The sequence below is a fragment of the Photobacterium lipolyticum genome (assembly GCF_003026475.1).
Taxonomy (GTDB): Bacteria; Pseudomonadota; Gammaproteobacteria; order Enterobacterales; family Vibrionaceae; genus Photobacterium; species Photobacterium lipolyticum.
Map to the genome: position 1 here is coordinate 85,961 of NZ_PYMC01000007.1, position 21,782 is coordinate 107,742.

Below are 21,782 nucleotides of genomic sequence, written 5' to 3' on the forward strand. Positions count from 1 at the left end.
ATGTCTGAAATGACTCCACGCGAAATTGTTCATGAGCTTGATCGCCACATTATCGGTCAGGACAAAGCCAAACGTGCCGTTGCTATCGCACTGCGCAACCGCTGGCGTCGCATGCAGCTTCCTGAAGAGCTGCGTGTTGAAGTCACCCCTAAAAATATTCTGATGATTGGCCCGACAGGCGTCGGTAAAACTGAAATTGCCCGCCGTCTGGCGAAATTAGCCAATGCGCCTTTCATTAAAGTGGAAGCGACTAAGTTCACCGAAGTCGGTTATGTCGGTAAAGAAGTCGAAACCATTATTCGCGATCTGACCGATGTCGCGGTTAAAATGACTCATCAGCAGGCGATGGAAAAAGTACGTTTCCGCGCTGAAGAGCTGGCTGAAGATCGTATTCTTGACATCCTGCTACCTCCCGCACGTGATGCCTGGGGCAAAAATGAAGAAACAGACAATAGTTCTGCGACTCGCCAATCATTTCGCAAGAAGTTGCGCGAAGGCAAGCTAGACGACAAAGAGATCGAAATCGATGTCGCAGCACCGCAGATGGGCGTTGAGATCATGGCTCCTCCTGGCATGGAAGACATGACCAACCAGCTGCAGGGTATGTTCCAGAATCTTGCCGGTAATACCACCAAAAAGCGTACGATGAAAATCAAAGACGCAATCAAGGCGGCAACCGAAGAAGAAGCCGCAAAACTGGTTAATCAGGAAGAGCTGAAAGAACATGCCATCTACGCGGTAGAGAACAACGGTATTGTCTTCCTCGATGAGATCGACAAGATCTGTAAGCGCGGTGAGGCATCCGGCCCGGACGTTTCCCGCGAAGGTGTCCAGCGTGATCTGCTACCTTTAGTTGAAGGCAGCACGGTATCGACCAAGCACGGGATGGTGAAAACTGACCATATCCTGTTTGTCGCTTCCGGCGCGTTCCAGATGGCAAAGCCTTCAGATCTGATCCCGGAACTGCAAGGTCGCCTGCCTATTCGGGTTGAACTTGAAGCCCTGACCAGCGGTGACTTCAAACGTATCCTGACAGAGCCCAATGCATCGCTGACAGAGCAGTACATCGCGCTGATGGCAACGGAATCTGTCAATATCGACTTTACTGAAGACGGCATCAACAAAATTGCTGATGCCGCGTGGCAAGTTAACGAGCGCACAGAAAACATTGGTGCCCGCAGGCTGCACACCGTCATGGAACGCCTGATGGAAGAGTTGTCTTTCGACGCGACAGAAAGGTCGGGTGATAAGTTCATTATCGACGAAGCGTATGTTACAGACCGTTTAGGTGAGCTGGTTGATGACGAAGATTTAAGCCGCTTCATCCTCTAGGCCTGAACCATCAGCGCAGTGATTGAAAATGAAGAAAACGGTGTCATTCGACGCCGTTTTTTTGTTCTTAAACAAACATTATGCCGATAAAGTTGCCCATATCTGTGTTTGCGCCATAATACCCTCTCTACAGTTTCCTAAGTAACGACATTATGAAATCATCTTCACTCGCAATCTGGCTTGATGCAGCAAGGCCCAAAACCTTGCCATTAGCCATCGCATCGATTGTATGCGGCAGTGCAGTGGCAGGATGGCAAGGACGTTTTTCTGCATCAATCACAGGCCTCGCCCTGCTCACCGCACTTTTACTCCAAATATTATCAAACCTGGCCAATGACTATGGTGATGCCGTTAAGGGCACAGATAATGATGCCCGCCTTGGCCCGCAACGGGCGATCCAGTCCGGTTTAGTTACCCCAGGCGCAATGCGTAATGCCATGGTACTGAATATTATACTGACGATAGCCAGCGGACTGAGCCTAATCTTCCTTGCCTGTAATAATTTGCAGGACATGTTTGGCTTTATGTTATTAGGTTTGATGGCGATTGCAGGCTCTATTGCCTATACCGTCGGTAATAAACCTTATGGTTACCGAGGGCTGGGCGATCTGTCGGTTCTGATGTTCTTTGGCTGGCTAGGTGTTGCGGGCACGTATTATCTGCAGGCAGGTTCAATTGATTCAATCATTATGCTACCCGCAACCGCATGTGGTCTATTGGCTGTCGGTGTACTTAACATCAATAACTTAAGAGATATCGAGAACGACCGAGCCTGTGGAAAATTAACGTTAGCGGTACGCATGGGGCCAGACTGGGGACGCAAGTACCACCTGTTCCTGTTAACCGGTAGCGTAGTCTGTTTAACCCTGTTTGCACTCTTGGAACTTCATTCGCCGTTTGGCTGGTTATTTATTCTCAGCTTGCCGCTGCTGTTTCAACACGGCAAACAGGTATTTCAATCTGCTGATGGCGCAGCATTGCGCCCGATGATGGCGACCATGGTCAAATGCGCCTTACTGACCAATATCCTGTTTGCTGCGGGAGTCGTTCTGGCTTGACCTCAGTATTCGTTAAACAAAATCGGTTAAACCGCACATCGATTTAAGAAAGCATCAGTGATTAAGATGCATGGACGGTTACCAACCAACATCCTTGTTGCAATGAAAGCCCAACTGGTTATAATTTCATCAGGTTGATAGTATTAAATTAACCAATCGCAATGCCATGAATCTCCGTAATAATTCTTGGCATTGTTGTTCATTCCAAACCGTTACACACACAGTGATGAATTAGAAATAAGACAGGACTAAGCTTGTCAGCATCACTTTACATACACACGGCATCGGTAACTTTGGTCTGACAGCCCCCTTTTCTTTTGCCACAACAAGAAGCTAGCTTATGGAATATAATACCTCCGAGCTATGCGATATTTACCTGGAACAGGTGGATGTCGTTGAGCCAATGTTCAGTTCTTACGGTGGGCGCAGTTCCTTCGGCGGCCAGGTTTCTACGGTAAAATGCTTTGAAGATAATGCATTGATCCGCTCGGTACTGGAGCAATCCGGTATAGGACGCATATTATTAATTGACGGTGGTGGCTCATTACGGCGTGCATTGATTGATGCTGACATCGCCCAGCTTGCTGCTGACAATGGATGGGAGGGGTTAATTGTCTATGGCTGCGTGCGCCATGTCGATGATCTGGATGAACTCGACATTGGTATTCAGGCTCTGGCTTCAATACCGGTAGGGGCAGATCAACAAGGGGTAGGAGAAGCCGATGTGGCCGTGAATTTTGGCGGTGTCACTTTCTTGCCGGAAGACCATCTCTATGCTGATAACACTGGGGTGATCTTATCGCCAGAACCGCTCGATATCGAGTGACCCGCAGTGCCATCGAGGTACAAGATAAAATCATGTACCTGAGATAAAAAAACAGAGCCAATCGGCTCTGTTTTTTATTCTACGTGATCCATCTTACCCAGCAATGTGCGAACGCGCTCTTGCCATGCTTGATGATCATTCTGTAGTTTCTGGTTGTCCTGCTCTAATACTTCACGGTTTGAACGTAGTTCTTGCGCTTCTGCAGTCAGGCTTTCATTGGTTTCTTTTAGTTCTTCAATTTCCATTTGTAGCAGAGAAATTGTATCAACAGCCATTTGCACTTTGGCTTCCAGCTTTTCCAACATTTCTAAAGACATATTGTTCACCTGATCTAAGCCCATATCATTACCTTAAACCGTTAAGGTAATACCACACGAGCATGGTTTAAATTCGTTGCTGCGCCTATTCTAACGAGGCCGTCGCCATCTGGCATCCTCTAATCCATCGCTTTTTTGCAAATGGATGAATTTCGCACAATCTTGACAGCAATTTTGCCTTGCTATTGTAATCCAATTGCATAAACCGAGGCATTGGGCTTTGCTGTCTTTTCGATTTTAACCGTATCGCTATAAAAACAGGTTAACTCCCTGTTATAAACTTTTAATTTTTCTCCCTACGCCAGTTCGTTGATACCTCCGTGACTGGAAACCGACCAAAGCGCTAAAAATACTCCCTCCTCTGTTACAGAATGCTTGAAATTGCGATCTAACTCAATTTTCATGCAGCGCTTGCGTGCTAATTTTTATTGTGATCGTATCTCTCTTGGAGAAGTCCAAGAATTTGCCATCTTGGCATATCCGACCTAATTAAGGTCGGATTTTTTATTTAACCTAGTCATTTATACCAAAAAATCACCCTACCCCAGTCCTAAACGTCACATTCCATTTACACATATCAGCGTTAACTCACAAAAAGCGCAAACGATTGGCCCTCGCTCGGAATGACTCTCTTTTTATGCTCGAACGCACATTTTTGGTTCAATTTTATTTCAATAATAGACAGGTACGCTACATTAACGCTCGAATAACAACTATAAAGCAATCCCCCTACAATATATCGACAAAAGGACTGAGAGATGACTAACTCGAAACAACACACGCTACTTGGTGAGTGTCTCGCCGAGTTTATAGGAACCGGTTTATTGATCTTCTTTGGTGTCGGCTGCGTTGCGGCACTGGTGCTGACTGGAGCGGAATTTGGACAGTGGGAAATAAGCATCATGTGGGGCTTAGGCGTCGCTATTGCTATCTACTGTACGGCGGGCGTATCAGGCGCGCACATCAACCCCGCAGTCACTATCGCTTTAGCCCTGTTCCATGGCTTTGATAAGCGTAAAGTTGCCCCTTATATCGTGGCGCAACTATTTGGTGCGTTCTGCACCGCCGCTTTAATTTACGCCCTTTACAGCAACCTTTTTACGGAATATGAAGCCACCCACCAGATTGTACGCGGCACCCAGGCCAGCCTGGCGACTGCCGGTATTTTCTCAACTTACCCGCACCCCGCTCTTTCATTCAGCGGTGCTTTTGCGGTTGAGTTCGTTATTACCGCAGTACTGATGTTTGCGATTTTAGCCATTGGCGATGAGAAAAACGGTGCACCACGTGGCGCAATGGGTCCGCTTCTTATCGGTATCTTAATCGCCGTCATTGGTGGCTCTTTAGGTCCGCTGACGGGTTTTGCAATGAACCCCGCCCGTGACTTCGGCCCGAAATTCTTTGCCTTCCTGGCCGGCTGGGATGAGATGGCACTGACCGGAGGCAAAGACATTCCCTACCTGATTGTGCCGATCCTTGCCCCAATCTGCGGTGCAGCCTTCGGTGGCTGGCTCTACCCGAAAGCCATCGGGCTTTACCTTCCCGGCAACAGATGCACCATGCCGAATCAGTGTGAAGACGCTGATGTTCAAGAAACAGCCAACGCTTAATTACCCCTATACCCTATAATAAAAAGTTAAAGGATATTCATCATGACTGAACAAAAGTATATTGTTGCGCTTGATCAGGGTACCACCAGCTCCCGCGCCGTTGTGCTGGATCACGACGCCAATATTGTTTGTACGTCACAACGCGAATTCACCCAGATCTATCCTAAAGCCGGTTGGGTGGAGCATGATCCTCTAGAAATCTATGCCACCCAAAGCTCAACTCTGGTTGAAGTTCTGGCTAAAGCGGGTATTCGTTCTGATCAGGTAGCTGGTATCGGTATTACCAACCAGCGTGAAACCACCATTGTCTGGGATAAGAACACCGGTAAACCCGTTTACAATGCCATTGTCTGGCAGTGCCGCCGTACCGCAAGTATTTGCGAAACCCTGAAAGAGCAAGGGCTGGAAGTGTATATTCGTGAGAACACCGGGCTGGTTGTCGACCCGTATTTCTCAGGCACCAAAGTCAAATGGATCCTCGACAATGTTGAGGGCGCTCGCGAAGAAGCGGAAGCCGGCAACCTGTTGTTTGGTACTGTTGATACCTGGCTGATCTGGAAAATGACTCAGGGACGCGTACATGTATCTGACTTCACCAACGCCTCACGTACCATGCTGTTTAACATCAACACCCTGCAGTGGGATGAAAAGCTCCTGAAAGCACTGGATATTCCGCTATCTATGATGCCGGAAGTTAAATCATCTTCTGAAATCTACGGCCAGACCAACATTGGTGGTAAAGGCGGTACCCGTATTCCAATATCTGGTATTGCCGGCGATCAGCAGGCGGCTCTGTTCGGCCAGATGTGTGTTGAAGCCGGTCAGGCAAAAAATACCTATGGTACGGGCTGTTTTCTGCTAATGAATACCGGTAAAGAGAAAGTCACCTCACACAACGGACTGCTGACGACCCTCGCCTGTGGCCCTAAAGGCGACGTTGCTTATGCCCTTGAAGGTGCTGTATTTATGGGGGGTGCCTCCGTTCAGTGGCTGCGCGATGAAGTCAAGCTGCTGGCTGATGCCAAAGACTCTGAGTATTTTGCCGAAAAAGTGGGCAGTTCTAACGGTGTCTATGTTGTGCCAGCCTTTACGGGCCTGGGCGCACCATACTGGGACCCGTATGCTCGTGGGGCTATCGTTGGCCTGACGCGTGGTGTGAATGCTAACCATATCATTCGTGCAACCCTGGAAAGTGTTGCCTATCAGACTCGCGATGTCCTGGATGCCATGCAGGCAGACTCCGGTATTAAGCTTGCGGCGCTGCGTGTTGATGGGGGCGCGGTTGCCAATAACTTCCTGATGCAGTTCCAGTCAGACGTGCTGAACACTGAGGTTGATCGCCCTGTCGTGACGGAAGTAACTGCACTGGGTGCGGCTTATCTGGCTGGTCTGGCTGTTGGTTTCTGGGACAGCATTGACGAACTGCAAGACAAAGCTCAGTTGGATCGCAAATTCATGCCATCTGCAGATGATCAGAAGCGTAACCGTCGTTATCGCGGCTGGAAACGTGCGGTAGAATGCGCGAAAGGTTGGGCACTGGAAGACGAAGAGTGATCCCATCTCCAGAGCTTTGCTTAACAAAACTTTTGCGATAAAGCCCAACCAGATCCATTAACGGCTCCATTTAAAGCAAGGCCTGCAACTGCAGGCCTTTTTCTTTACGCTTATTTTTCGCCATTTGCACGCCATTCTCCGCGCTCAAAACAGTCGCTAAAATGCCTTGTTTTATTCCATTTGAATAAACGCAAACGTTTCACTGCGAGCTATGATAAAATCGCCGCCAGTTAAAATACCAATCACAGATACCCAAATATCCAAACCCACTGATTCTATTTCTGGAGTAACCATGAAGCGCGATTTAGCGATGGCATTTTCTCGTGTAACTGAAGGCGCAGCCCTGGCTGGCTACAAATGGCTTGGCCGCGGCGATAAAAACGCAGCTGACGGCGCTGCGGTAGAAGTAATGCGCACCCTTCTGAACCAAACCGAGATTGAAGGTGAAATTGTTATTGGTGAAGGTGAGATCGATGAAGCCCCTATGCTTTACATCGGTGAAAAAGTCGGTACCGGTGGTGATGCTGTCGATATCGCTGTTGACCCGATTGAAGGGACTCGCATGACGGCGATGGGACAAAACAACGCGCTGGCAGTACTGGCTGCAGGTGAAAAAGGTTCATTCCTTAAAGCGCCTGATATGTACATGGAAAAAATCGTTGTTGGTCCGGGCGCTAAAGGATGTATCGATCTGGGCTTGCCACTGATCGACAACCTGAAAAATATTGCCGACGCATTAGGTAAGACACTGGATACTCTGGTTGTCACCACACTGGCTAAACCACGCCACGACGAAGTGATTGCCCATATGCAGGAGATAGGGGTACGCGTTTTTGCCTTCCCTGATGGTGATGTAGCGGCTTCTATCCTGACTTGTATGCCGGACAGCGAAGTTGACGTGATGTACTGCATTGGCGGTGCACCAGAAGGCGTGGTATCTGCCGCTGCCATTCGTGCGCTGGGCGGTGACATGCATGGTCGCCTGCTTCCTCGTCATCAGGTAAAGGGTGACAACGAGGAAAACCGCCGCTTAGGCCAGATCGAAATCGATCGCTGCCATGAAATGGGGATTGAGCCTAATATCGTGCTGCGTATGGAAGACATGGCACAGAGTGACAATGTTATTTTTGCCGGTACCGGTATCACGAAAGGCGATCTGCTTGAGGGTATCAGCCGTCAGGGTAACATCGCGACCACGGAAACGCTGTTAATTCGTGGTAAGTGCCGCACGATTCGTCGTATTAAATCGACCCACTACCTGGATCGTAAAGACGACGCGATCAAAGGGCATATTTTGTAATATCTCCTCCAGATTAACAAAGGCGTGCTCAGGCGCGCCTTTTTTGATCCAGCAAAATTCCGGTAATTACTCTATCCTTACTATGTAAAGCCGTTGCTTTATTTATCATGCTAATTACATAATATAACAAACCTCCCCACGATGGTTTGGGTATAGCGGCAAGCAAGGAATAGACAGGTTGACATGAAAACTATAGATAAAATTCTCTATCATATGAAACGAGAAGGATCTGTGACAGCCAAGGTACTGGCGCAGGAATTCAGTCTCACCACCATGGGGGTACGGCAGCATCTTCAGGGACTGGAGGATGACGGATTGGTTGATTTTCAGGATGTGAAAGTCAAAGTCGGCCGGCCAACGCGACACTGGAACTTGACTGCGAAGGGGCACCGCCGCTTTGCCGATCGCCATGGCGAACTCGCTATTCAAATGATCGATTCTGTTGAGGGTATATTTGGTACCAAAGGCTTAAACCAAATCATTGAGCGTCGAGCAAATCAAACTGTTGAACAATATCAAAAAGCATTATCAAGCTGTTCAACTTTAAAAGAAAAACTAGAAATACTGACTACACTGAGGGAACAGGAAGGTTACATGGCTGAACTTCAGCAAGACGGTAATGACTTTATTTTAGTGGAAAATCACTGCCCGATTTGCCATGCCGCGCTCCGCTGCCCTTCGTTATGTAAAACAGAACTCTCAGTATTCCAGCGCCTGTTAGGCGATGAATATCAGGTCGTAAGAAATGAACACATTATTGCCGGAGAGAGGCGCTGCGCTTATCGAATACATAGTTCTAAATAATTAGGAGAATATTATGGCTGACTGGATCCCTGCAGAAGTAATAAACAACCGTCATTGGAACAATGACCTGTTTAGCCTGGTCTTACGCGCTAACATCGAACCCTTTAAAGCCGGCCAATTCACTAAGCTTGGCTTAGAAATCAATGGCAAAATGATCCAGCGCGCGTACTCCTTTGTAAACCCGCCAAGTGACAATCAAATCGAAGTCTATGCCACCCGGGTAGCCGACGGTTTGCTCTCCCCTCGGCTTCATGCGCTAAAAGCCGGCGATACCGTTTTTGTTTCCGCTCGTGCCAGCGGCTATTTTACCCTCAATGAAATACCTGACAGCGAGCACCTGTGGATGCTTGCAACGGGAACCGCAATTGGCCCTTACCTGTCCATTTTACGTGAACAGGAAGTCTGGAAACGCTTCCGTAAAATTGTGTTAATCCATGCCGTTCGCTTTGCCTCTGACCTCAGCTACCAGGCCGAGATTAATACGCTTAAAGAGCAACATCCCGACCAGTTCATCGTCCAGCCTTTTGTCAGCCGAGAACCGGCCTCGCTGAGCTTACCGGGACGAATTCCTCAGGCGATTGCTGATGGCATGTTAGAGCGTCATGTTGGCCTTCCCCTTGAGGCAACACGCAGCCAGGTGATGCTGTGCGGAAATCCGGAAATGGTCAGAGACACCAAAGCGGCCCTGGAGGCGAAAGGGCTGGTAAAGAACCTGCGAAGTAAACCCGGCCAGATCACCATGGAGCATTACTGGTAACGAGCTCAAGCTATCCTGCCTGTCTCATACTGGTCCCACCTGAAATTCTCATAAATGAGTCAGCCTTGCCTCCGCAGGCTGCTCTACCTTAAATAAAAGAGAACAACCGCAAAGATCAACACTAAGATTAATTGTACCTGAGAGGATAACAAGCAGGGAAATCGCAATGCAGACATTACCGTCTTTTGATGAACTCAAAATATTGGCAGAAAGCAAACCAGAAGAGCTCGAGGCTTTACGGTTGCGCATGAGCGAAGAGATTATTGCCGGAGCCAGCCCATCCATGCAGCCGCGGTTACGGGCGCAACTGAGCCATATCAACCAGGTAATAAGCCGAGGGAAAAACCCCAATCACACCAACGTGTTATTGCTTTCTGAGTTACAGCAGCAACTCAAACGCTTTGCCCAGGCGCTCAATGCACCAGAGACCCTGACAGAGCATCAGGCTGAAGTAAAACCCTTCACTCGCCCTTCTCAGCCAGAGGACTAAACGCGTCAACGCCCATTAAAATCAACGCGTTATGTTATATGCACCCAAGCTACCTCAAGATCCGTTAGAAACTGACTTTCAAAAAGCACTCAGGATCCATATCTCGAATATCGATGGTTAAACTATTAATCATAGTGGCATGCTGCTCCAGGACCGACATTAAGTCCCGGGACAATTGTCGCTTCTGCTCGGGGTGGCGACCCGCCAGCATGCTCAGTCCGAGATGAATAAAGGTCTTTCGATCGCCTTCCTCACCGACTTGCCAGCTATGGCAAGGATAAGAGCGGGACTTTACCGAATCCGGCTCAAACAGCCCGCTGATTAACAACGCCCGATGCAAATCTTCCAGTAACCCTTGCACATTGACACGCTCTGCAACCGGGTCGGAATACTCCATCACCAAATTAGGCACAACCTCTCCTCCATGCTCTCTTCTGCCCACCGCCGACTGCACAAGCTTACTCGGCGAATACCGCAAAATGTTCAACTTTTCACCTGCCAACTTACCCGATACCAAATCGATAAGCTAAGCTATTAGATGCAAACTCAGCCCGTGATCACTCTCTTTTTTGTCAGGAATAACCAGATAAAATAGTTTATTGAGAAAAATTTTTGGTTAAGGAGTTCACTTTTTAGCGGGAAAAAGGTACAACCAAGCACATTAATGATTTTGAACAGTAAAAAATTCAGCCAAAAACTGTTATATTATTACGTAATAGTCTTACCCCCAATCCTATTAAGTAACCAAACATTCCGATCGTTATCAGGATGTATCGTTACTTAATAAGATTGGTCTTAATTATTTACATCAAATTGATTTGGAGAAAAGCTATGCGCCATCCTGTAGTTATGGGTAACTGGAAGCTAAACGGTAGCAAGGAAATGGTCTCTAACCTACTTAAGGGCCTTAACGCTGAACTTGAAGGCGTTACGGGTGTTGACGTTGCCGTTGCTCCACCAGCACTTTACATTGATCTTGCTGAGCGAGTGATCGCTGAAGGCGGTAACAAGATCATTCTTGGTGCCCAAAACACCGACCTGAACAACAGCGGTGCATTCACAGGTGATATGTCTCCTGCAATGCTTAAAGATTTCGGTGCAAGCCACATCATCATCGGTCACTCAGAGCGTCGTGAATACCACGCTGAGTCTGACGAGTTTGTTGCTAAGAAATTCGCTTTCCTAAAAGAAAACGGCCTGACGCCTGTACTATGTATCGGTGAGTCTGAAGCACAGAACGAAGCGGGCGAAACCGTTGCCGTATGTGCACGTCAACTTGACGCTGTGATCAAAACTCAAGGCGTTGAAGCTCTTGAAGGCGCGATCATCGCTTACGAACCAATCTGGGCAATCGGCACAGGTAAAGCCGCGACAGCTGAAGATGCACAACGCATCCACGCTCAAATCCGTGCTCACATCGCAGAGCAAAGTGAAGAAGTTGCTAAGAACGTTGTTATCCAATACGGCGGTTCTGTTAAGCCAGAAAACGCAGCAGCATACTTTGCACAACCAGACATCGACGGTGCGCTAGTTGGCGGCGCAGCTCTTGACGCGAAAGGCTTCGCAGCTATCGCTAAAGCAGCAGCTGAAGCTAAAAAATAATATCGCTTTTAACCGATAGTTATTTTTCAAGGCCACCTTCGGGTGGTCTTTTTGTATCCGTTTCGAGTGTCGAGGTTCGCGTCTCTCGTTACTCGGCTCTGAGCCTAAAACAAAAAGCCGACTCAGTGAGTCGGCTTTTTATGTATCAGCTATTATCTATCAGCTTAAGCAATTAGATGCCTGCTTAGAACAGCTTATCAGCCAGATCATAAAGATCTTTACGAACTGGACGCTTCATGTTTTCAATCGCATCGATGATGTCGTGGTGAACCATTTTTTCGTTCTGGATACCCACACAACGACCACCTTCGCCTTGGATTAACAGCTCAACAGCATAAGCACCCATACGAGAAGCTAGAATACGGTCAAATGCAGTTGGCTGACCACCACGCTGAATGTGACCCAGTACGGTAGCGCGGGTTTCACGGCCAGTTTCATCTTCAATGTACTTAGCCAGTTCATTCGCGTCAGTCATCAGCTCTGTGATCGCGATGATTGCGTGCTTCTTACCTTTGTAGATACCTTCTTTGATCTTCGCCAGCAACTGCTCTTTATGCAGGCCAGTTTCCGGCGTGATGATGTATTCACAGCCACCCGCAATCGCAGACATCAGAGTCAGATCACCACAGTGACGACCCATTACCTCAACAATAGAGATACGCTGGTGAGAAGAAGATGTATCACGCAGACGGTCAATCGCGTCGATAACCGTGTTAAGAGCCGTCAGATAACCGATTGTGTAATCAGTACCGGCTACGTCGTTATCGATGGTACCCGGGATGCCGATGCATGGGTAACCCATTTCTGTCAGCTTCTTCGCCCCCATATAAGAGCCATCACCACCGATAACAACCAAGGCATCGATACCGTGAATCTTCAGGTTTTCGATCGCCTGAGCACGTACTTTTTCATCTTTAAACTCAGGAAAACGCGCTGAACCAAGGAAAGTCCCCCCCTTGTTGATCACGTCTGATACACTTGTGCGAGTTAGCTTTTGGATACGGTTCTGGTGAAGGCCCTGATAGCCGTCATAAACACCGTAAACTTCCAGGCCTTCTGATAACGCAACACGTACCACACCGCGAACCGCTGCATTCATACCAGGTGCGTCACCACCACTGGTCAAAACACCAATCTTCTTAATCATGGTTACCCTCTGACTTTGGGAATTGAAAAATCAAATCCGGCACGAGTTACCGAGGTTCCCCCTCTCGGCACCATAAGCGGTTAGACCGACTCATGCTCGCGTAAACTGTAACTTTCCTACTAATGTAGGAGTATTACAATTTTGATAATAAATTTTGTTGATTCATATCACGATCGCCTCGGACTGAGGTCAATTGCAATATGAAACGAAACCGTTAGCATTAGGATTGACGGCTGACCTAAAAAAACGCCACCCACTCGGGTGCCTGGTTTCTTAAGTATATATTCTGTCGCCAAAGCCACCAGTTAAGTGTTAACAACAGGCGGTAACCGTGGACACATCCATGCTCACCACGCAATATCAACAGGCGCTTACGGGACAAGCCTATGCGTATCTAATGCTTAATATCCCGCAGTATAGCTGTTTTGTGATGAAAATTAATAACAAAAAAAGTTTGTTCTAGTAATTAAGATAAACAAAAAAGACATTTTATAAAAACAAAAAGCCGCAACACAGGTTGCAGCATCTTTATCCGTATGTATCCACCATCGATTTTACTGTTTTTTTTCTGCCCAGCGCGCTTCACATTTGGCCCTGCGATCTGACTGCAGCTGTTTATATTTTTCTTTCTGCTCTGGGGTCAAAATACTCAGTATTTTATGGCGATTTTCTAACATCGCCATACGGTGTTCTGCTTGATCGGCAGACATTTTCCTCGCCAACTCACGAACCGCGGCATCATCAAAATTGTCAGCCAGCATCAGAGTTTGCATTTGATCGTGGTTCTCCTGCATTGCCGCCCGCAGGCCCTGACGTTGAGCCGTCATGGCTGCTCTATTCGCTTCACGCAGTGATTTCATTTCGTCTTGCTGGGCATCGGTCAGATCCAGCGCACGGAAAACTTTTCGCCCATCTTGCATATCACAACCGTTATGTTTACCGCCGTTATGACCACCACCGCCGTACGCCAGTGCCGACGCAGAGCCAAGTGTCAGCGGCAGTGCAATCGCCATGGCTAGTGCTTTTTTAAACGTCTTCATAATATTGTTCTCCAAGTGTCCGTCATCGGTATGTAGTTAGCGTACGCCCTGCAAGGTAAAGTGCTGTCGAATGAACGTAAAACTGCGTAAAGCTTAATCACATTAACTTGGCTGTTAGTCAGAGTTCAGAGATACTGTCATTAAGCGTGCCACGTCATTAATGGCATGTATTTATAGCTAAACGAAAGGCGTAAGTATGGCAAAGGTTCTATTGGTCGATGACGATACCGAACTCACTTCTCTGTTAACCGATATCCTGGAAATGGAAGGTTTTGAGGTCATTGAGGCCAATAATGGTGAAGATGGCTTATTAAAAGCAGATAGCAGCGTCGATATTATCTTGCTCGATGTCATGATGCCCAAAATGAACGGCACTGAAATGCTGCGAAAATTAAGAGGAAGCTTCACCACACCAGTATTAATGCTGACAGCAAAGGGGGAAGAGATCGATCGGGTCATCGGGCTGGAGTTGGGGGCTGATGACTATTTGCCGAAACCGTTCAGTGATCGGGAGCTGCTGGCACGAATGCGCGCTATTTTGCGCCGTACTCAAACCACCAGCAATGACACCTGCTCTAGCGCACCGGCATGTTTAATCTATCAGGATATTAAAATCTATCCGGGCCGGCAGGAAGCCTTCTGTCGTGACCGTTCAATTGAGATGACAGGCACTGAGCTTGCCCTACTCAGTTATTTTATCCAGCATCCAGGAAAAATCATCGCCAAAACGGAACTCAGCATTGAGGTGCTGGGTAAACGCCTTGCACAATTTGACCGCGCGCTGGATATGCATGTCTCTAATCTGAGAAAGAAGCTCCCCGAGCGGGCGGACGGCAAGCCGCGGATCAAAACCTTGCGGGGAAAAGGTTACCTGCTGGTTGAGGAGCTTTAATGAGATTCCCGGGGTTTTCGAGTTTATACGGCCGTATCTTTGCTGTTTTCTGGCTGACACTGTTGGTTGTCGTGGTGACAATAGTGCTGCTACCCAACTTGGATCCCCGTTCGCAGCATACCATTCAGGAGCAGCATCTTGAGCGGATGCAAAATTCGGCTCAGGAGATCTCACAACAGATCAGTCATGAAAGCGGCCCGTTGCAAAGTAAACTGCAGCGCTTTACCGAGCGGGATCGCCACCAAAGCCTTCAGCTCTATTTCACCACCACCGACGGCGAAATTATTACCCCTCACGGCCGTAATAAGTCCCTGCGCAATTTTATTACCGTTGCCGATGATCCCGCCAGCCCTAAACAAAGGTTGTATGGCCGCTGGATGATAGCAGGCCCCTTTGCGGTCGCGGATCAACAACAAACCATCCTGATGTATGTCGCTCGTCGCTGGCATCAGCCGCCCCCCTTTTTCGTCCAGATCCTGGATAAACCTTTCCAGCTCCTGCTCGTGACGATGCTGGTCAGCACCCCATTACTGCTATGGCTGGCATGGGCGGTCAGTAGTCCGGCCCGGCGCTTGCAGCAAGCTGCTGAGCGGGTGGCTACTGGGCAGTTTAAAGCCGATCCGACGCTGGAAACCGGCCCGAAAGAATTTAAACAGGCCGGGGCGAGCTTTAACCAGATGGTGCAGGCAATTAACCAGATGATCAGCGGCCAGCAACGCCTGCTCTCGGACATCTCACATGAGCTTCGATCGCCTCTGACCCGCCTGCGCATGGCCACCGCACTGGCCCAGCGCAAGCAAGGCGAAAGCAAAGAACTGAGCCGTATTGATACAGAGGCGGAGCGGCTGGAAAAAATGATCAGTGAATTGCTTGAGCTGTCACGCATGCAGGTCAACAGCCATGAACATCAGCAAACTTCTGATACCTGTAGCCTGTGGTATGAGATGCTGGAAGATGCCCGCTTTGAAGCCGAGCAGAACCACAAAACATTGACCTGCAACACGCTTGAGGAATGGCCGATCAGTGGCAATCCGAACTTGCTGATCAGTGCCTTGGAAAATGTCATTCGTAATGCGATAAAATACGGCAATGATGAGATCGCCGTCAATTTCAGCGAACAAAGCGACATGCTAAGCATAGTGATTGACGATAATGGGGAAGGCGTGCCAGACGATGAGCTGGATGACATCTTCCGCCCGTTCTATCGGGTTTCAACCGCCCGTGACCGCAGCAGCGGAGGGACGGGGTTAGGGCTGGCAATCACTGAAAGTGCCATTCGCCAGCATAGTGGCACCATCACAGCCTGCCGCAGCCCGTTCGGCGGATTACAAGTAACCATCAGGCTGCCACTGAGCCGCTAGCGTTTTACTAAGGCCCTGTATTGGTGAATAAGAGTAACAAGTAAACAATTTGCTTGTTACTCTCACCCTTGTCACAATAACCCAAATTTTCCAGCAGCACGTCTTCTAAAAATATGTTTGATATTGCCCTTTACGAACCTGAGATCGCCCCTAACACCGGGAATATTATCCGGTTATGCGCAAACTGCGGTGCAAACCTACACCTGATTGAACCTTTGGGTTTTGATTTGGAAGAGAAGAAATTGCGTCGTGCCGGTCTGGACTATCATGATTTGGCCCATGTCCGCCGCCATAAGGATTTCGCCGCGTTCATGACAGCGATGGCTGGACGTCGATTGTTTGCGTGTACCACGAAAACCACCAACTACCATACCAATGCACAGTTTGCAGAAGGTGATGTCTTAATCTTCGGCCCTGAAACCCGAGGTTTGCCGGCAGAATTTATTGAAAGCTTGCCGCTTGAACAGCGTCTGCGTATTCCCATGCATCCTGACAGCCGGAGCCTGAACCTATCCAATGCAGCGGCTATCATTGGCTATGAAGCATGGCGCCAATTAGGCTTTAAGGGTTCGGTCTAAGAAGGGAAGTATACGAGTTACGCGAAGCGTAACTCGTCTCTGGTTTAGATCCCGTCACCCGCAATAAAGGTCTTGTCGCTGCCATTAAATTGTTGGTCCATATCCATCGCGGGCTTATCACTGCTTGGGCGGCCAACAATTTTCGCCGGTACCCCCGCCACAGTCGTGTGTGGCGGCACCGGATTCAGTACCACAGAGCATGAGCCGATTTTTGCCCCTTCTCCGACTTCGATATTACCCAGTACTTTAGCGCCGGCACCAATCATCACCCCTTCCCGGATCTTCGGATGACGGTCACCGCCTTCTTTCCCGGTACCGCCTAGGGTGACGCCCTGCAGAATCGAGACATCATTTTCAATCACTGCGGTTTCACCCACGACAATACCGGTTGCATGGTCAAACATAATGCCGTGACCAATGGTCGCCGCCGGGTGCACATCGACCTGACAGGTAACCGAGATCTGGTTCTGCAAATACACGGCCAAGGCAACACGACCATGCTTCCACAGCCAGTTCGCAACACGGTAGCCCTGCAAGGCGTGATAACCTTTAAGGTACAGCAAAGGGATAGAATACATTTCTACCGCAGGATCACGTTCTACCACCGCCCGAATATCACAGGCGGCAGATTCTGTGATCATGCAATCGGCCGCGAAGGCTTCTTCAATCACCTCACGAACGGCCATCGCAGGCATTGATGGTGTCGCCAATTTATTGGCCAGAATATAACTTAGCGCTGAGGCTAAGTTATCATGTTTAATAATCGTCGCATGATAAAAACTGGCTAACATCGGTTCTTGTTCTGACTGATCTCTCGCTTCTTGCTTGATGGCCAGCCAGACCTCATGTTGTTGACACTCCCTCACATCACCCTCTGTTTATCTCTTTAATGATCTCGTAATAACTCATACCAATCAGCATAATCATCTGCTGAAACCAGAAAATTGTGCTGATTGGTATCACCGTGGCCTTTTAACTTTAACTGGCTTAGAAAAAAAAACAACGCGTGCTTTTCAGCCCACGTTGCTTTTACTCTCGATGTAGCGATGCAAAACAGCCGCTATTCGTATTTCTTCTCGCGTGCCAGCAAGTCTTTCGCGGCTTCCCTGGCATCTTTACCTTGGTATAACACCTGGTATATCTGCTCGGAAATCGGCATCTCAACACCATAACGCTGCGCAAGCGCCCAGACTTCTTTGGTGTTGCGATACCCTTCGACAACCTGACCAATATCGATTTGAGCCTGCTCGACCGACTTACCCTGCCCCAGCGCCAGACCAAAGCGGCGGTTACGAGATTGGTTATCGGTACAAGTCAGTACCAAATCGCCTAGTCCCGCCATGCCCATAAAGGTTTCCGGCTGGGCACCCAATGCAGCACCAAGACGACACATCTCCGCTAGGCCGCGGGTGATCAACGCGGTACGGGCATTGGCACCAAAGCCGATGCCATCAGACATACCGGCACCAATTGCAATGACGTTTTTGACGGCGCCGCCTAACTGCATGCCAATAAAATCGGAATTGCTGTAGACACGAAACGTTTTGCTGCAGTGGATCTTCTCCTGAAGATCACGCACAAACGCATCATCCGGAGATGAAACCGCAATAGCGGTCGGCATTCCCGCCGCCAGCTCTTTCGCAAATGTCGGACCGGATAAAACGGCTAATGGCACATTATCGCCCAGCGCTTCAACGGCAACGTCTTTCAACAGGCGTCCGGTTTCCGGCTCCAGCCCCTTGGTGGCCCAACAGATACGTGAATCATCACGCAGGAAAGGTTTTACGTTAGTCAGTACCTCGCCAAAGACATGGCTGGGTACGACAACCAGTAAATCACGGCTTGCCTGTACGGCAGCTTCCAAATCCGCTGAGATAATCAGTGATTCCGGAAACGGTACACCTGGCAAAAACGCTTCATTGGCACGATCCATTTCCAGCTGTGCCATGTGTTCCGCCTCATGCCCCCATAAGATGACATTGGCGCCATTACGGGCAAGAGAAATGGCCAGTGAGGTACCGTAGGAGCCGGCACCGAGCACTGTCATTGTGATCGCATTGTTCGTCGCGTTCTGATTCATATCGGCTTATTGTATCGATTAAGCTTCAGCGCTTGTGGTATTAGACTCAGCTTTATTGGCTTCAGCCTGATTTTGCAGGTAGTTCATAAACAATGCGTCAAAGTTAACTGGCGCCAGGTTCAGTTGCGGGAACGTACCTTTTACAACAAGACTGGAAATTGTTTCACGTGCATACGGGAACAGGATGTTCGGGCAGAATGCACCCAGGCAATGTGCAAGCTGAGGAGCTTCCATGCCAGATACGGTGAAAATACCGCCCTGCTGAACTTCACATAGGAAAGCCGTATCTTCAGCATTCTTCACGGTTACAGTAAGACGTAACACAACTTCGAAAGTACCTTCGCCTAATTCACGGCTTTGAGTATCAAGATCCAGTTTCACATCCGGGTTCCACTCTTTCTGGAACATGTCCGGTGAGTTAGGAGCCTCGAAAGAAACATCTTTCAGGAATACACGTTGGATCTGGAAGTTTTGTTGTGCTTCGTTGTTTGCTGCTTCAGCCATCTTTGAGTCCTTTTTATCTTTACAATCTCATCACATGAGATGATTCATACATTCGCAACTGTGGCCTAAAGCATCACAAGCTGCGCAAATTCTTAGCGATAACCTGACGTTACTTCCTGCCGGTTACTTCTTGCCTTTACTACGGACAAGTGGCAGGTTTGCTTCATTCCAGGAAATCAGACCGTCTTTTAGCAGGTTAACGTTTTCAAAACCGGCTTTACTCAGCAGATTTGCGCTCTCTTGCCCCGTCTGACCTGTTTTACATACCACAATGATTGGGGCCGATTTGTATTTTTCAAGATCAGTAATATTCTGTTCTTTAATTTGGCTTGGCAAAATGTGAAGTGCGCCAGCAATATGGCCCTGACGGTACTCATCCCGAGAGCGAATATCGATAAACACACCATTTTCGCGATTGACTAATACCGTCGCCTCGTTGGGTACCACAACGGTATAGCCCGCGGTCTTTTGCTTCACAAACGACGCAATGATTGCCACAACCAGGCCAACCCAGGCAAGGGACAAAATAGGATTACTTGTAACAAAATCTATATATTGCTGCATGACTTTCGCTCTATATACCTAAAACTAAACATCCAAGAGTAGGGCTAAACTCGGCTCAAAAAGGAGTCTGAGTATACCCGCGTCGACCGCCTTGTACAGCAGCAGTCCACAATTCCGCGCACTGGCTCACTCGATTCCGGCATTACTAGTATACGCCTTGAGCAGTTGTTTTAAGCTTCCATCTATCAATGAAATAAAAAAAACTGTGACGCAGGGCTTACACTCAGAGCAATAAGTGAATATATTTTATGTAGGAAGATAACAATCTATTGACAACATTGTTTGATCTTAACCTACAGTTTATGGCCATAGTTGTAGTAAAATTACAATCTCCCATACCCATTGCCTGAAACATTTGCCGTAACATCAGATGCTTAATGTAATTGGTATCAGATTTCTAACTTATGAGAGGACAACATATGTCTGCTAAAAAGCCACTGGCTTTAGTGATCCTGGATGGCTGGGGTTATCGCGAAGACAATCAAAATAATGCAATTGCAAACGCTCATACACCAGTAATGGACGCTCTGATTGCAAACGAAGCAAACACACTGATCTCTGCTTCAGGCTTGGATGTCGGTCTTCCTGATGGTCAGATGGGTAACTCTGAAGTTGGTCATACTAACATCGGTGCCGGTCGCGTGGTTTATCAAGATCTGACTCGTATTACTAAGTCTATTGCTGACGGTGACTTCTTCGAAAACGAAGCGCTGGCTAATGCCATGGATAAAGCGATTCAGGCCGGTAAAGCGGTTCACATCATGGGTCTGATGTCGCCGGGTGGTGTTCACAGCCACGAAGACCACATTGCTGCAGCAATCGAAATGGCAGCAAAGCGCGGGGCAGAAAAAATCTATCTGCATTGCTTCTTGGATGGCCGTGATACTCCGCCACGTAGCGCACAGGCATCACTGGAGCGTTTCGACGCACTATTTGCAAAACTGGGCAAAGGCCGTACGGCGTCACTGATTGGCCGTTACTACGCCATGGACCGCGACAACAACTGGGATCGTGTCGAAGTTGCTTATAACCTGCTGACGGCAGCTAAAGCTGAGTTCACGGTTGATTCTGCGGTTGCAGGCCTAACAGCTGCTTACACTCGTGATGAGAATGATGAGTTCGTTAAAGCGACGGAAATTCGAGCGGAAGGCCAGGAAGTGGCGATCATGGCGGATGGCGATGCCGTTATCTTCATGAACTACCGTGCTGACCGTGCTCGTGAAATCACCCGTGCTTTTGAAGCCGATTTTACCAGCTTTGAACGCGCACAAACTCCAGCTCTAGCTGATTTCGTGATGCTGACGCAATATGCGTCAAACATAAACCTACCAGCAGCATTTCCACCTGCAAACCTGGAAAACACCCTAGGTGAGTGGCTGTCGAAGCAAGGCAAAAAGCAGTTACGTATTTCAGAAACAGAAAAATACGCTCACGTGACTTTCTTCTTCAACGGTGGTGTGGAAGACGAATTTGACGGTGAGACACGTTCACTGGTTGCCTCACCAAAAGTCGCGACCTACGATCTTCAGCCAGAAATGAGCTCTCCTGAGCTGACCGAAAAACTGGTTGCCGCGATCAAAAGCGGCGAGTTCGATACCATTATCTGTAACTACCCGAATGGCGATATGGTTGGCCACACGGGTGTTTACGATGCAGCAGTTAAGGCATGTGAAGCACTTGATAGCTGTATTGGTCAGGTTGTCGAGGCGATTAAATCTGTCGATGGCCAGCTGTTAATCACCGCCGATCACGGTAACGCCGAAATGATGATCAACCCTGAGACCGGTGGTATTCATACTGCGCACACTAATCTGCCCGTACCACTGATTTATGTGGGCAGCAAAGATCTGACTCTGAAAGATGGCGGAAAACTGTCTGACTTGGCACCAACCATGCTTAGCCTGTCAGATATCGAAATCCCAGCAGAGATGACTGGTCAGGTTCTGTTTGATCTGAAATAATCACT

At 48.4% G+C, this 21,782-nt stretch carries 22 protein-coding genes; 14 read left to right on the forward strand and 8 right to left on the reverse strand.

The window, feature by feature from the left end:
* From hslU to rraA, 3 genes are all read left to right on the forward strand, one after another.
* Positions 1-1,332 carry an ATP-dependent protease ATPase subunit HslU gene (gene hslU, locus C9I89_RS11330; RefSeq protein ID WP_107283471.1) on the forward strand — a complete coding sequence of 444 codons (1,332 nt, stop codon included), beginning with the start codon at positions 1-3 and terminating at the stop codon, positions 1,330-1,332.
* Between the two features lie 152 nt (positions 1,333-1,484).
* Positions 1,485-2,390, forward strand: coding sequence for a 1,4-dihydroxy-2-naphthoate polyprenyltransferase (locus C9I89_RS11335; RefSeq protein ID WP_107283472.1), 906 nt, complete (start codon positions 1,485-1,487; stop codon positions 2,388-2,390).
* A gap of 340 nt (positions 2,391-2,730) precedes the next feature.
* The gene (rraA, locus tag C9I89_RS11340; RefSeq protein WP_107283473.1) at positions 2,731-3,216 is read left to right on the forward strand and encodes a ribonuclease E activity regulator RraA; all 486 of its coding nucleotides are present in this window, start codon (positions 2,731-2,733) and stop codon (positions 3,214-3,216) included.
* Between the two features lie 74 nt (positions 3,217-3,290).
* Here the strand turns inward: rraA and zapB are convergent, their stop codons facing one another.
* Complete coding sequence (gene zapB / locus C9I89_RS11345) at positions 3,291-3,533, reverse strand: cell division protein ZapB (RefSeq protein WP_107283604.1); 243 nt, start codon at positions 3,531-3,533, stop codon at positions 3,291-3,293.
* Between the two features lie 758 nt (positions 3,534-4,291).
* Here zapB and C9I89_RS11350 point away from each other — a divergent pair.
* The 6 genes from C9I89_RS11350 to C9I89_RS11375 all read left to right on the forward strand — a co-directional run bounded on the left by C9I89_RS11350 (position 4,292) and on the right by C9I89_RS11375 (position 10,048).
* Complete coding sequence (locus C9I89_RS11350; protein WP_107283474.1) at positions 4,292-5,143, forward strand: MIP/aquaporin family protein; 852 nt, start codon at positions 4,292-4,294, stop codon at positions 5,141-5,143.
* Between the two features lie 42 nt (positions 5,144-5,185).
* Positions 5,186-6,697, forward strand: coding sequence for a glycerol kinase GlpK (gene glpK, locus C9I89_RS11355; RefSeq protein ID WP_107283475.1), 1,512 nt, complete (start codon positions 5,186-5,188; stop codon positions 6,695-6,697).
* Positions 6,698-6,989: 292 nt separating this feature from the next.
* On the forward strand, positions 6,990-7,997 hold the full coding sequence (gene glpX, locus C9I89_RS11360) for a class II fructose-bisphosphatase (RefSeq protein WP_107283476.1): 1,008 nt from the start codon (positions 6,990-6,992) through the stop codon (positions 7,995-7,997).
* A 183-nt stretch (positions 7,998-8,180) separates the two neighbouring features.
* Entirely contained in the window at positions 8,181-8,801 is a 621-nt protein-coding gene (locus C9I89_RS11365) for a helix-turn-helix transcriptional regulator (protein ID WP_107283477.1), read from the forward strand.
* A gap of 13 nt (positions 8,802-8,814) precedes the next feature.
* Entirely contained in the window at positions 8,815-9,558 is a 744-nt protein-coding gene (locus C9I89_RS11370) for a ferredoxin--NADP reductase (RefSeq protein ID WP_107283478.1), read from the forward strand.
* A gap of 166 nt (positions 9,559-9,724) precedes the next feature.
* Positions 9,725-10,048, forward strand: coding sequence for a DUF3135 domain-containing protein (locus C9I89_RS11375; protein WP_107283479.1), 324 nt, complete (start codon positions 9,725-9,727; stop codon positions 10,046-10,048).
* A 64-nt stretch (positions 10,049-10,112) separates the two neighbouring features.
* Here the strand turns inward: C9I89_RS11375 and C9I89_RS11380 are convergent, their stop codons facing one another.
* Positions 10,113-10,460: a 5-carboxymethyl-2-hydroxymuconate Delta-isomerase gene (locus C9I89_RS11380; RefSeq protein ID WP_107283480.1), complete on the reverse strand. Its 348-nt coding sequence runs from the start codon at positions 10,458-10,460 to the stop codon at positions 10,113-10,115.
* 419 nt (positions 10,461-10,879) lie between these two features.
* Here C9I89_RS11380 and tpiA point away from each other — a divergent pair, with 419 nt between their 5' ends.
* On the forward strand, positions 10,880-11,650 hold the full coding sequence (gene tpiA / locus C9I89_RS11385) for a triose-phosphate isomerase (RefSeq protein WP_107283481.1): 771 nt from the start codon (positions 10,880-10,882) through the stop codon (positions 11,648-11,650).
* Positions 11,651-11,834: 184 nt separating this feature from the next.
* Here tpiA and pfkA read toward each other — a convergent pair whose 3' ends face one another.
* Both pfkA and C9I89_RS11395 read right to left on the reverse strand, forming a co-directional pair.
* Entirely contained in the window at positions 11,835-12,797 is a 963-nt protein-coding gene (pfkA, locus tag C9I89_RS11390) for a 6-phosphofructokinase (protein ID WP_107283482.1), read from the reverse strand.
* Positions 12,798-13,351: 554 nt separating this feature from the next.
* Complete coding sequence (locus tag C9I89_RS11395) at positions 13,352-13,837, reverse strand: CpxP family protein (RefSeq protein WP_107283483.1); 486 nt, start codon at positions 13,835-13,837, stop codon at positions 13,352-13,354.
* A 196-nt stretch (positions 13,838-14,033) separates the two neighbouring features.
* On the opposite strand from C9I89_RS11395, the gene C9I89_RS11400 reads away from it, so the two are divergent.
* The 3 genes from C9I89_RS11400 (at position 14,034) to trmL (ending at position 16,668) form a co-directional block, all read left to right on the forward strand.
* Positions 14,034-14,729 (forward strand): response regulator, encoded by a 696-nt coding sequence (locus C9I89_RS11400; protein ID WP_107283484.1) that lies wholly within the window; start codon positions 14,034-14,036, stop codon positions 14,727-14,729.
* On the forward strand, positions 14,729-16,090 hold the full coding sequence (gene cpxA / locus C9I89_RS11405) for an envelope stress sensor histidine kinase CpxA (RefSeq protein WP_107283485.1): 1,362 nt from the start codon (positions 14,729-14,731) through the stop codon (positions 16,088-16,090). Before C9I89_RS11400 ends, cpxA begins: the two co-directional genes overlap by 1 nt.
* A 113-nt stretch (positions 16,091-16,203) precedes the next feature.
* Entirely contained in the window at positions 16,204-16,668 is a 465-nt protein-coding gene (gene trmL / locus C9I89_RS11410; protein ID WP_107283486.1) for a tRNA (uridine(34)/cytosine(34)/5-carboxymethylaminomethyluridine(34)-2'-O)-methyltransferase TrmL, read from the forward strand.
* 44 nt (positions 16,669-16,712) lie between these two features.
* On the opposite strand, the gene cysE is transcribed toward trmL, so the two are convergent.
* From cysE to C9I89_RS11430, 4 genes are all read right to left on the reverse strand, one after another.
* Positions 16,713-17,534 (reverse strand): serine O-acetyltransferase, encoded by an 822-nt coding sequence (gene cysE / locus C9I89_RS11415; RefSeq protein WP_107283487.1) that lies wholly within the window; start codon positions 17,532-17,534, stop codon positions 16,713-16,715.
* 194 nt (positions 17,535-17,728) lie between these two features.
* Positions 17,729-18,748 carry an NAD(P)H-dependent glycerol-3-phosphate dehydrogenase gene (gene gpsA, locus C9I89_RS11420; RefSeq protein WP_107283488.1) on the reverse strand — a complete coding sequence of 340 codons (1,020 nt, stop codon included), beginning with the start codon at positions 18,746-18,748 and terminating at the stop codon, positions 17,729-17,731.
* 18 nt (positions 18,749-18,766) lie between these two features.
* Positions 18,767-19,252, reverse strand: coding sequence for a protein-export chaperone SecB (gene secB / locus C9I89_RS11425; RefSeq protein WP_107283489.1), 486 nt, complete (start codon positions 19,250-19,252; stop codon positions 18,767-18,769).
* 123 nt (positions 19,253-19,375) lie between these two features.
* On the reverse strand, positions 19,376-19,816 hold the full coding sequence (locus C9I89_RS11430) for a rhodanese-like domain-containing protein (RefSeq protein WP_107283490.1): 441 nt from the start codon (positions 19,814-19,816) through the stop codon (positions 19,376-19,378).
* A gap of 419 nt (positions 19,817-20,235) precedes the next feature.
* Between C9I89_RS11430 and gpmM the strand changes: the two genes are divergently transcribed.
* Positions 20,236-21,777, forward strand: coding sequence for a 2,3-bisphosphoglycerate-independent phosphoglycerate mutase (gpmM, locus tag C9I89_RS11435; protein ID WP_107283491.1), 1,542 nt, complete (start codon positions 20,236-20,238; stop codon positions 21,775-21,777).
* Positions 21,778-21,782 lie beyond the last annotated feature (5 nt).

Excerpts from the sequence above, each read along its gene's own strand:
- C9I89_RS11335 (WP_107283472.1), top strand. The coding sequence starts at position 1,485 with ATGAAATCATCTTCACTCGCAATCTGGCTTGATGCAGCAAGGCCCAAA.
- hslU (WP_107283471.1), top strand. The coding sequence starts at position 1 with ATGTCTGAAATGACTCCACGCGAAATTGTTCATGAGCTTGATCGCCAC.
- rraA (WP_107283473.1), top strand. The coding sequence starts at position 2,731 with ATGGAATATAATACCTCCGAGCTATGCGATATTTACCTGGAACAGGTG.
- glpX (WP_107283476.1), top strand. The coding sequence starts at position 6,990 with ATGAAGCGCGATTTAGCGATGGCATTTTCTCGTGTAACTGAAGGCGCA.
- secB (WP_107283489.1), bottom strand. The coding sequence starts at position 19,252 with ATGGCTGAAGCAGCAAACAACGAAGCACAACAAAACTTCCAGATCCAA.
- trmL (WP_107283486.1), top strand. The coding sequence starts at position 16,204 with ATGTTTGATATTGCCCTTTACGAACCTGAGATCGCCCCTAACACCGGG.
- zapB (WP_107283604.1), bottom strand. The coding sequence starts at position 3,533 with ATGTCTTTAGAAATGTTGGAAAAGCTGGAAGCCAAAGTGCAAATGGCT.
- C9I89_RS11370 (WP_107283478.1), top strand. The coding sequence starts at position 8,815 with ATGGCTGACTGGATCCCTGCAGAAGTAATAAACAACCGTCATTGGAAC.
- pfkA (WP_107283482.1), bottom strand. The coding sequence starts at position 12,797 with ATGATTAAGAAGATTGGTGTTTTGACCAGTGGTGGTGACGCACCTGGT.
- C9I89_RS11395 (WP_107283483.1), bottom strand. The coding sequence starts at position 13,837 with ATGAAGACGTTTAAAAAAGCACTAGCCATGGCGATTGCACTGCCGCTG.
- gpsA (WP_107283488.1), bottom strand. The coding sequence starts at position 18,748 with ATGAATCAGAACGCGACGAACAATGCGATCACAATGACAGTGCTCGGT.
- cpxA (WP_107283485.1), top strand. The coding sequence starts at position 14,729 with ATGAGATTCCCGGGGTTTTCGAGTTTATACGGCCGTATCTTTGCTGTT.
- C9I89_RS11375 (WP_107283479.1), top strand. The coding sequence starts at position 9,725 with ATGCAGACATTACCGTCTTTTGATGAACTCAAAATATTGGCAGAAAGC.
- C9I89_RS11430 (WP_107283490.1), bottom strand. The coding sequence starts at position 19,816 with ATGCAGCAATATATAGATTTTGTTACAAGTAATCCTATTTTGTCCCTT.
- glpK (WP_107283475.1), top strand. The coding sequence starts at position 5,186 with ATGACTGAACAAAAGTATATTGTTGCGCTTGATCAGGGTACCACCAGC.
- C9I89_RS11350 (WP_107283474.1), top strand. The coding sequence starts at position 4,292 with ATGACTAACTCGAAACAACACACGCTACTTGGTGAGTGTCTCGCCGAG.
- C9I89_RS11365 (WP_107283477.1), top strand. The coding sequence starts at position 8,181 with ATGAAAACTATAGATAAAATTCTCTATCATATGAAACGAGAAGGATCT.
- tpiA (WP_107283481.1), top strand. The coding sequence starts at position 10,880 with ATGCGCCATCCTGTAGTTATGGGTAACTGGAAGCTAAACGGTAGCAAG.
- C9I89_RS11400 (WP_107283484.1), top strand. The coding sequence starts at position 14,034 with ATGGCAAAGGTTCTATTGGTCGATGACGATACCGAACTCACTTCTCTG.
- gpmM (WP_107283491.1), top strand. The coding sequence starts at position 20,236 with ATGTCTGCTAAAAAGCCACTGGCTTTAGTGATCCTGGATGGCTGGGGT.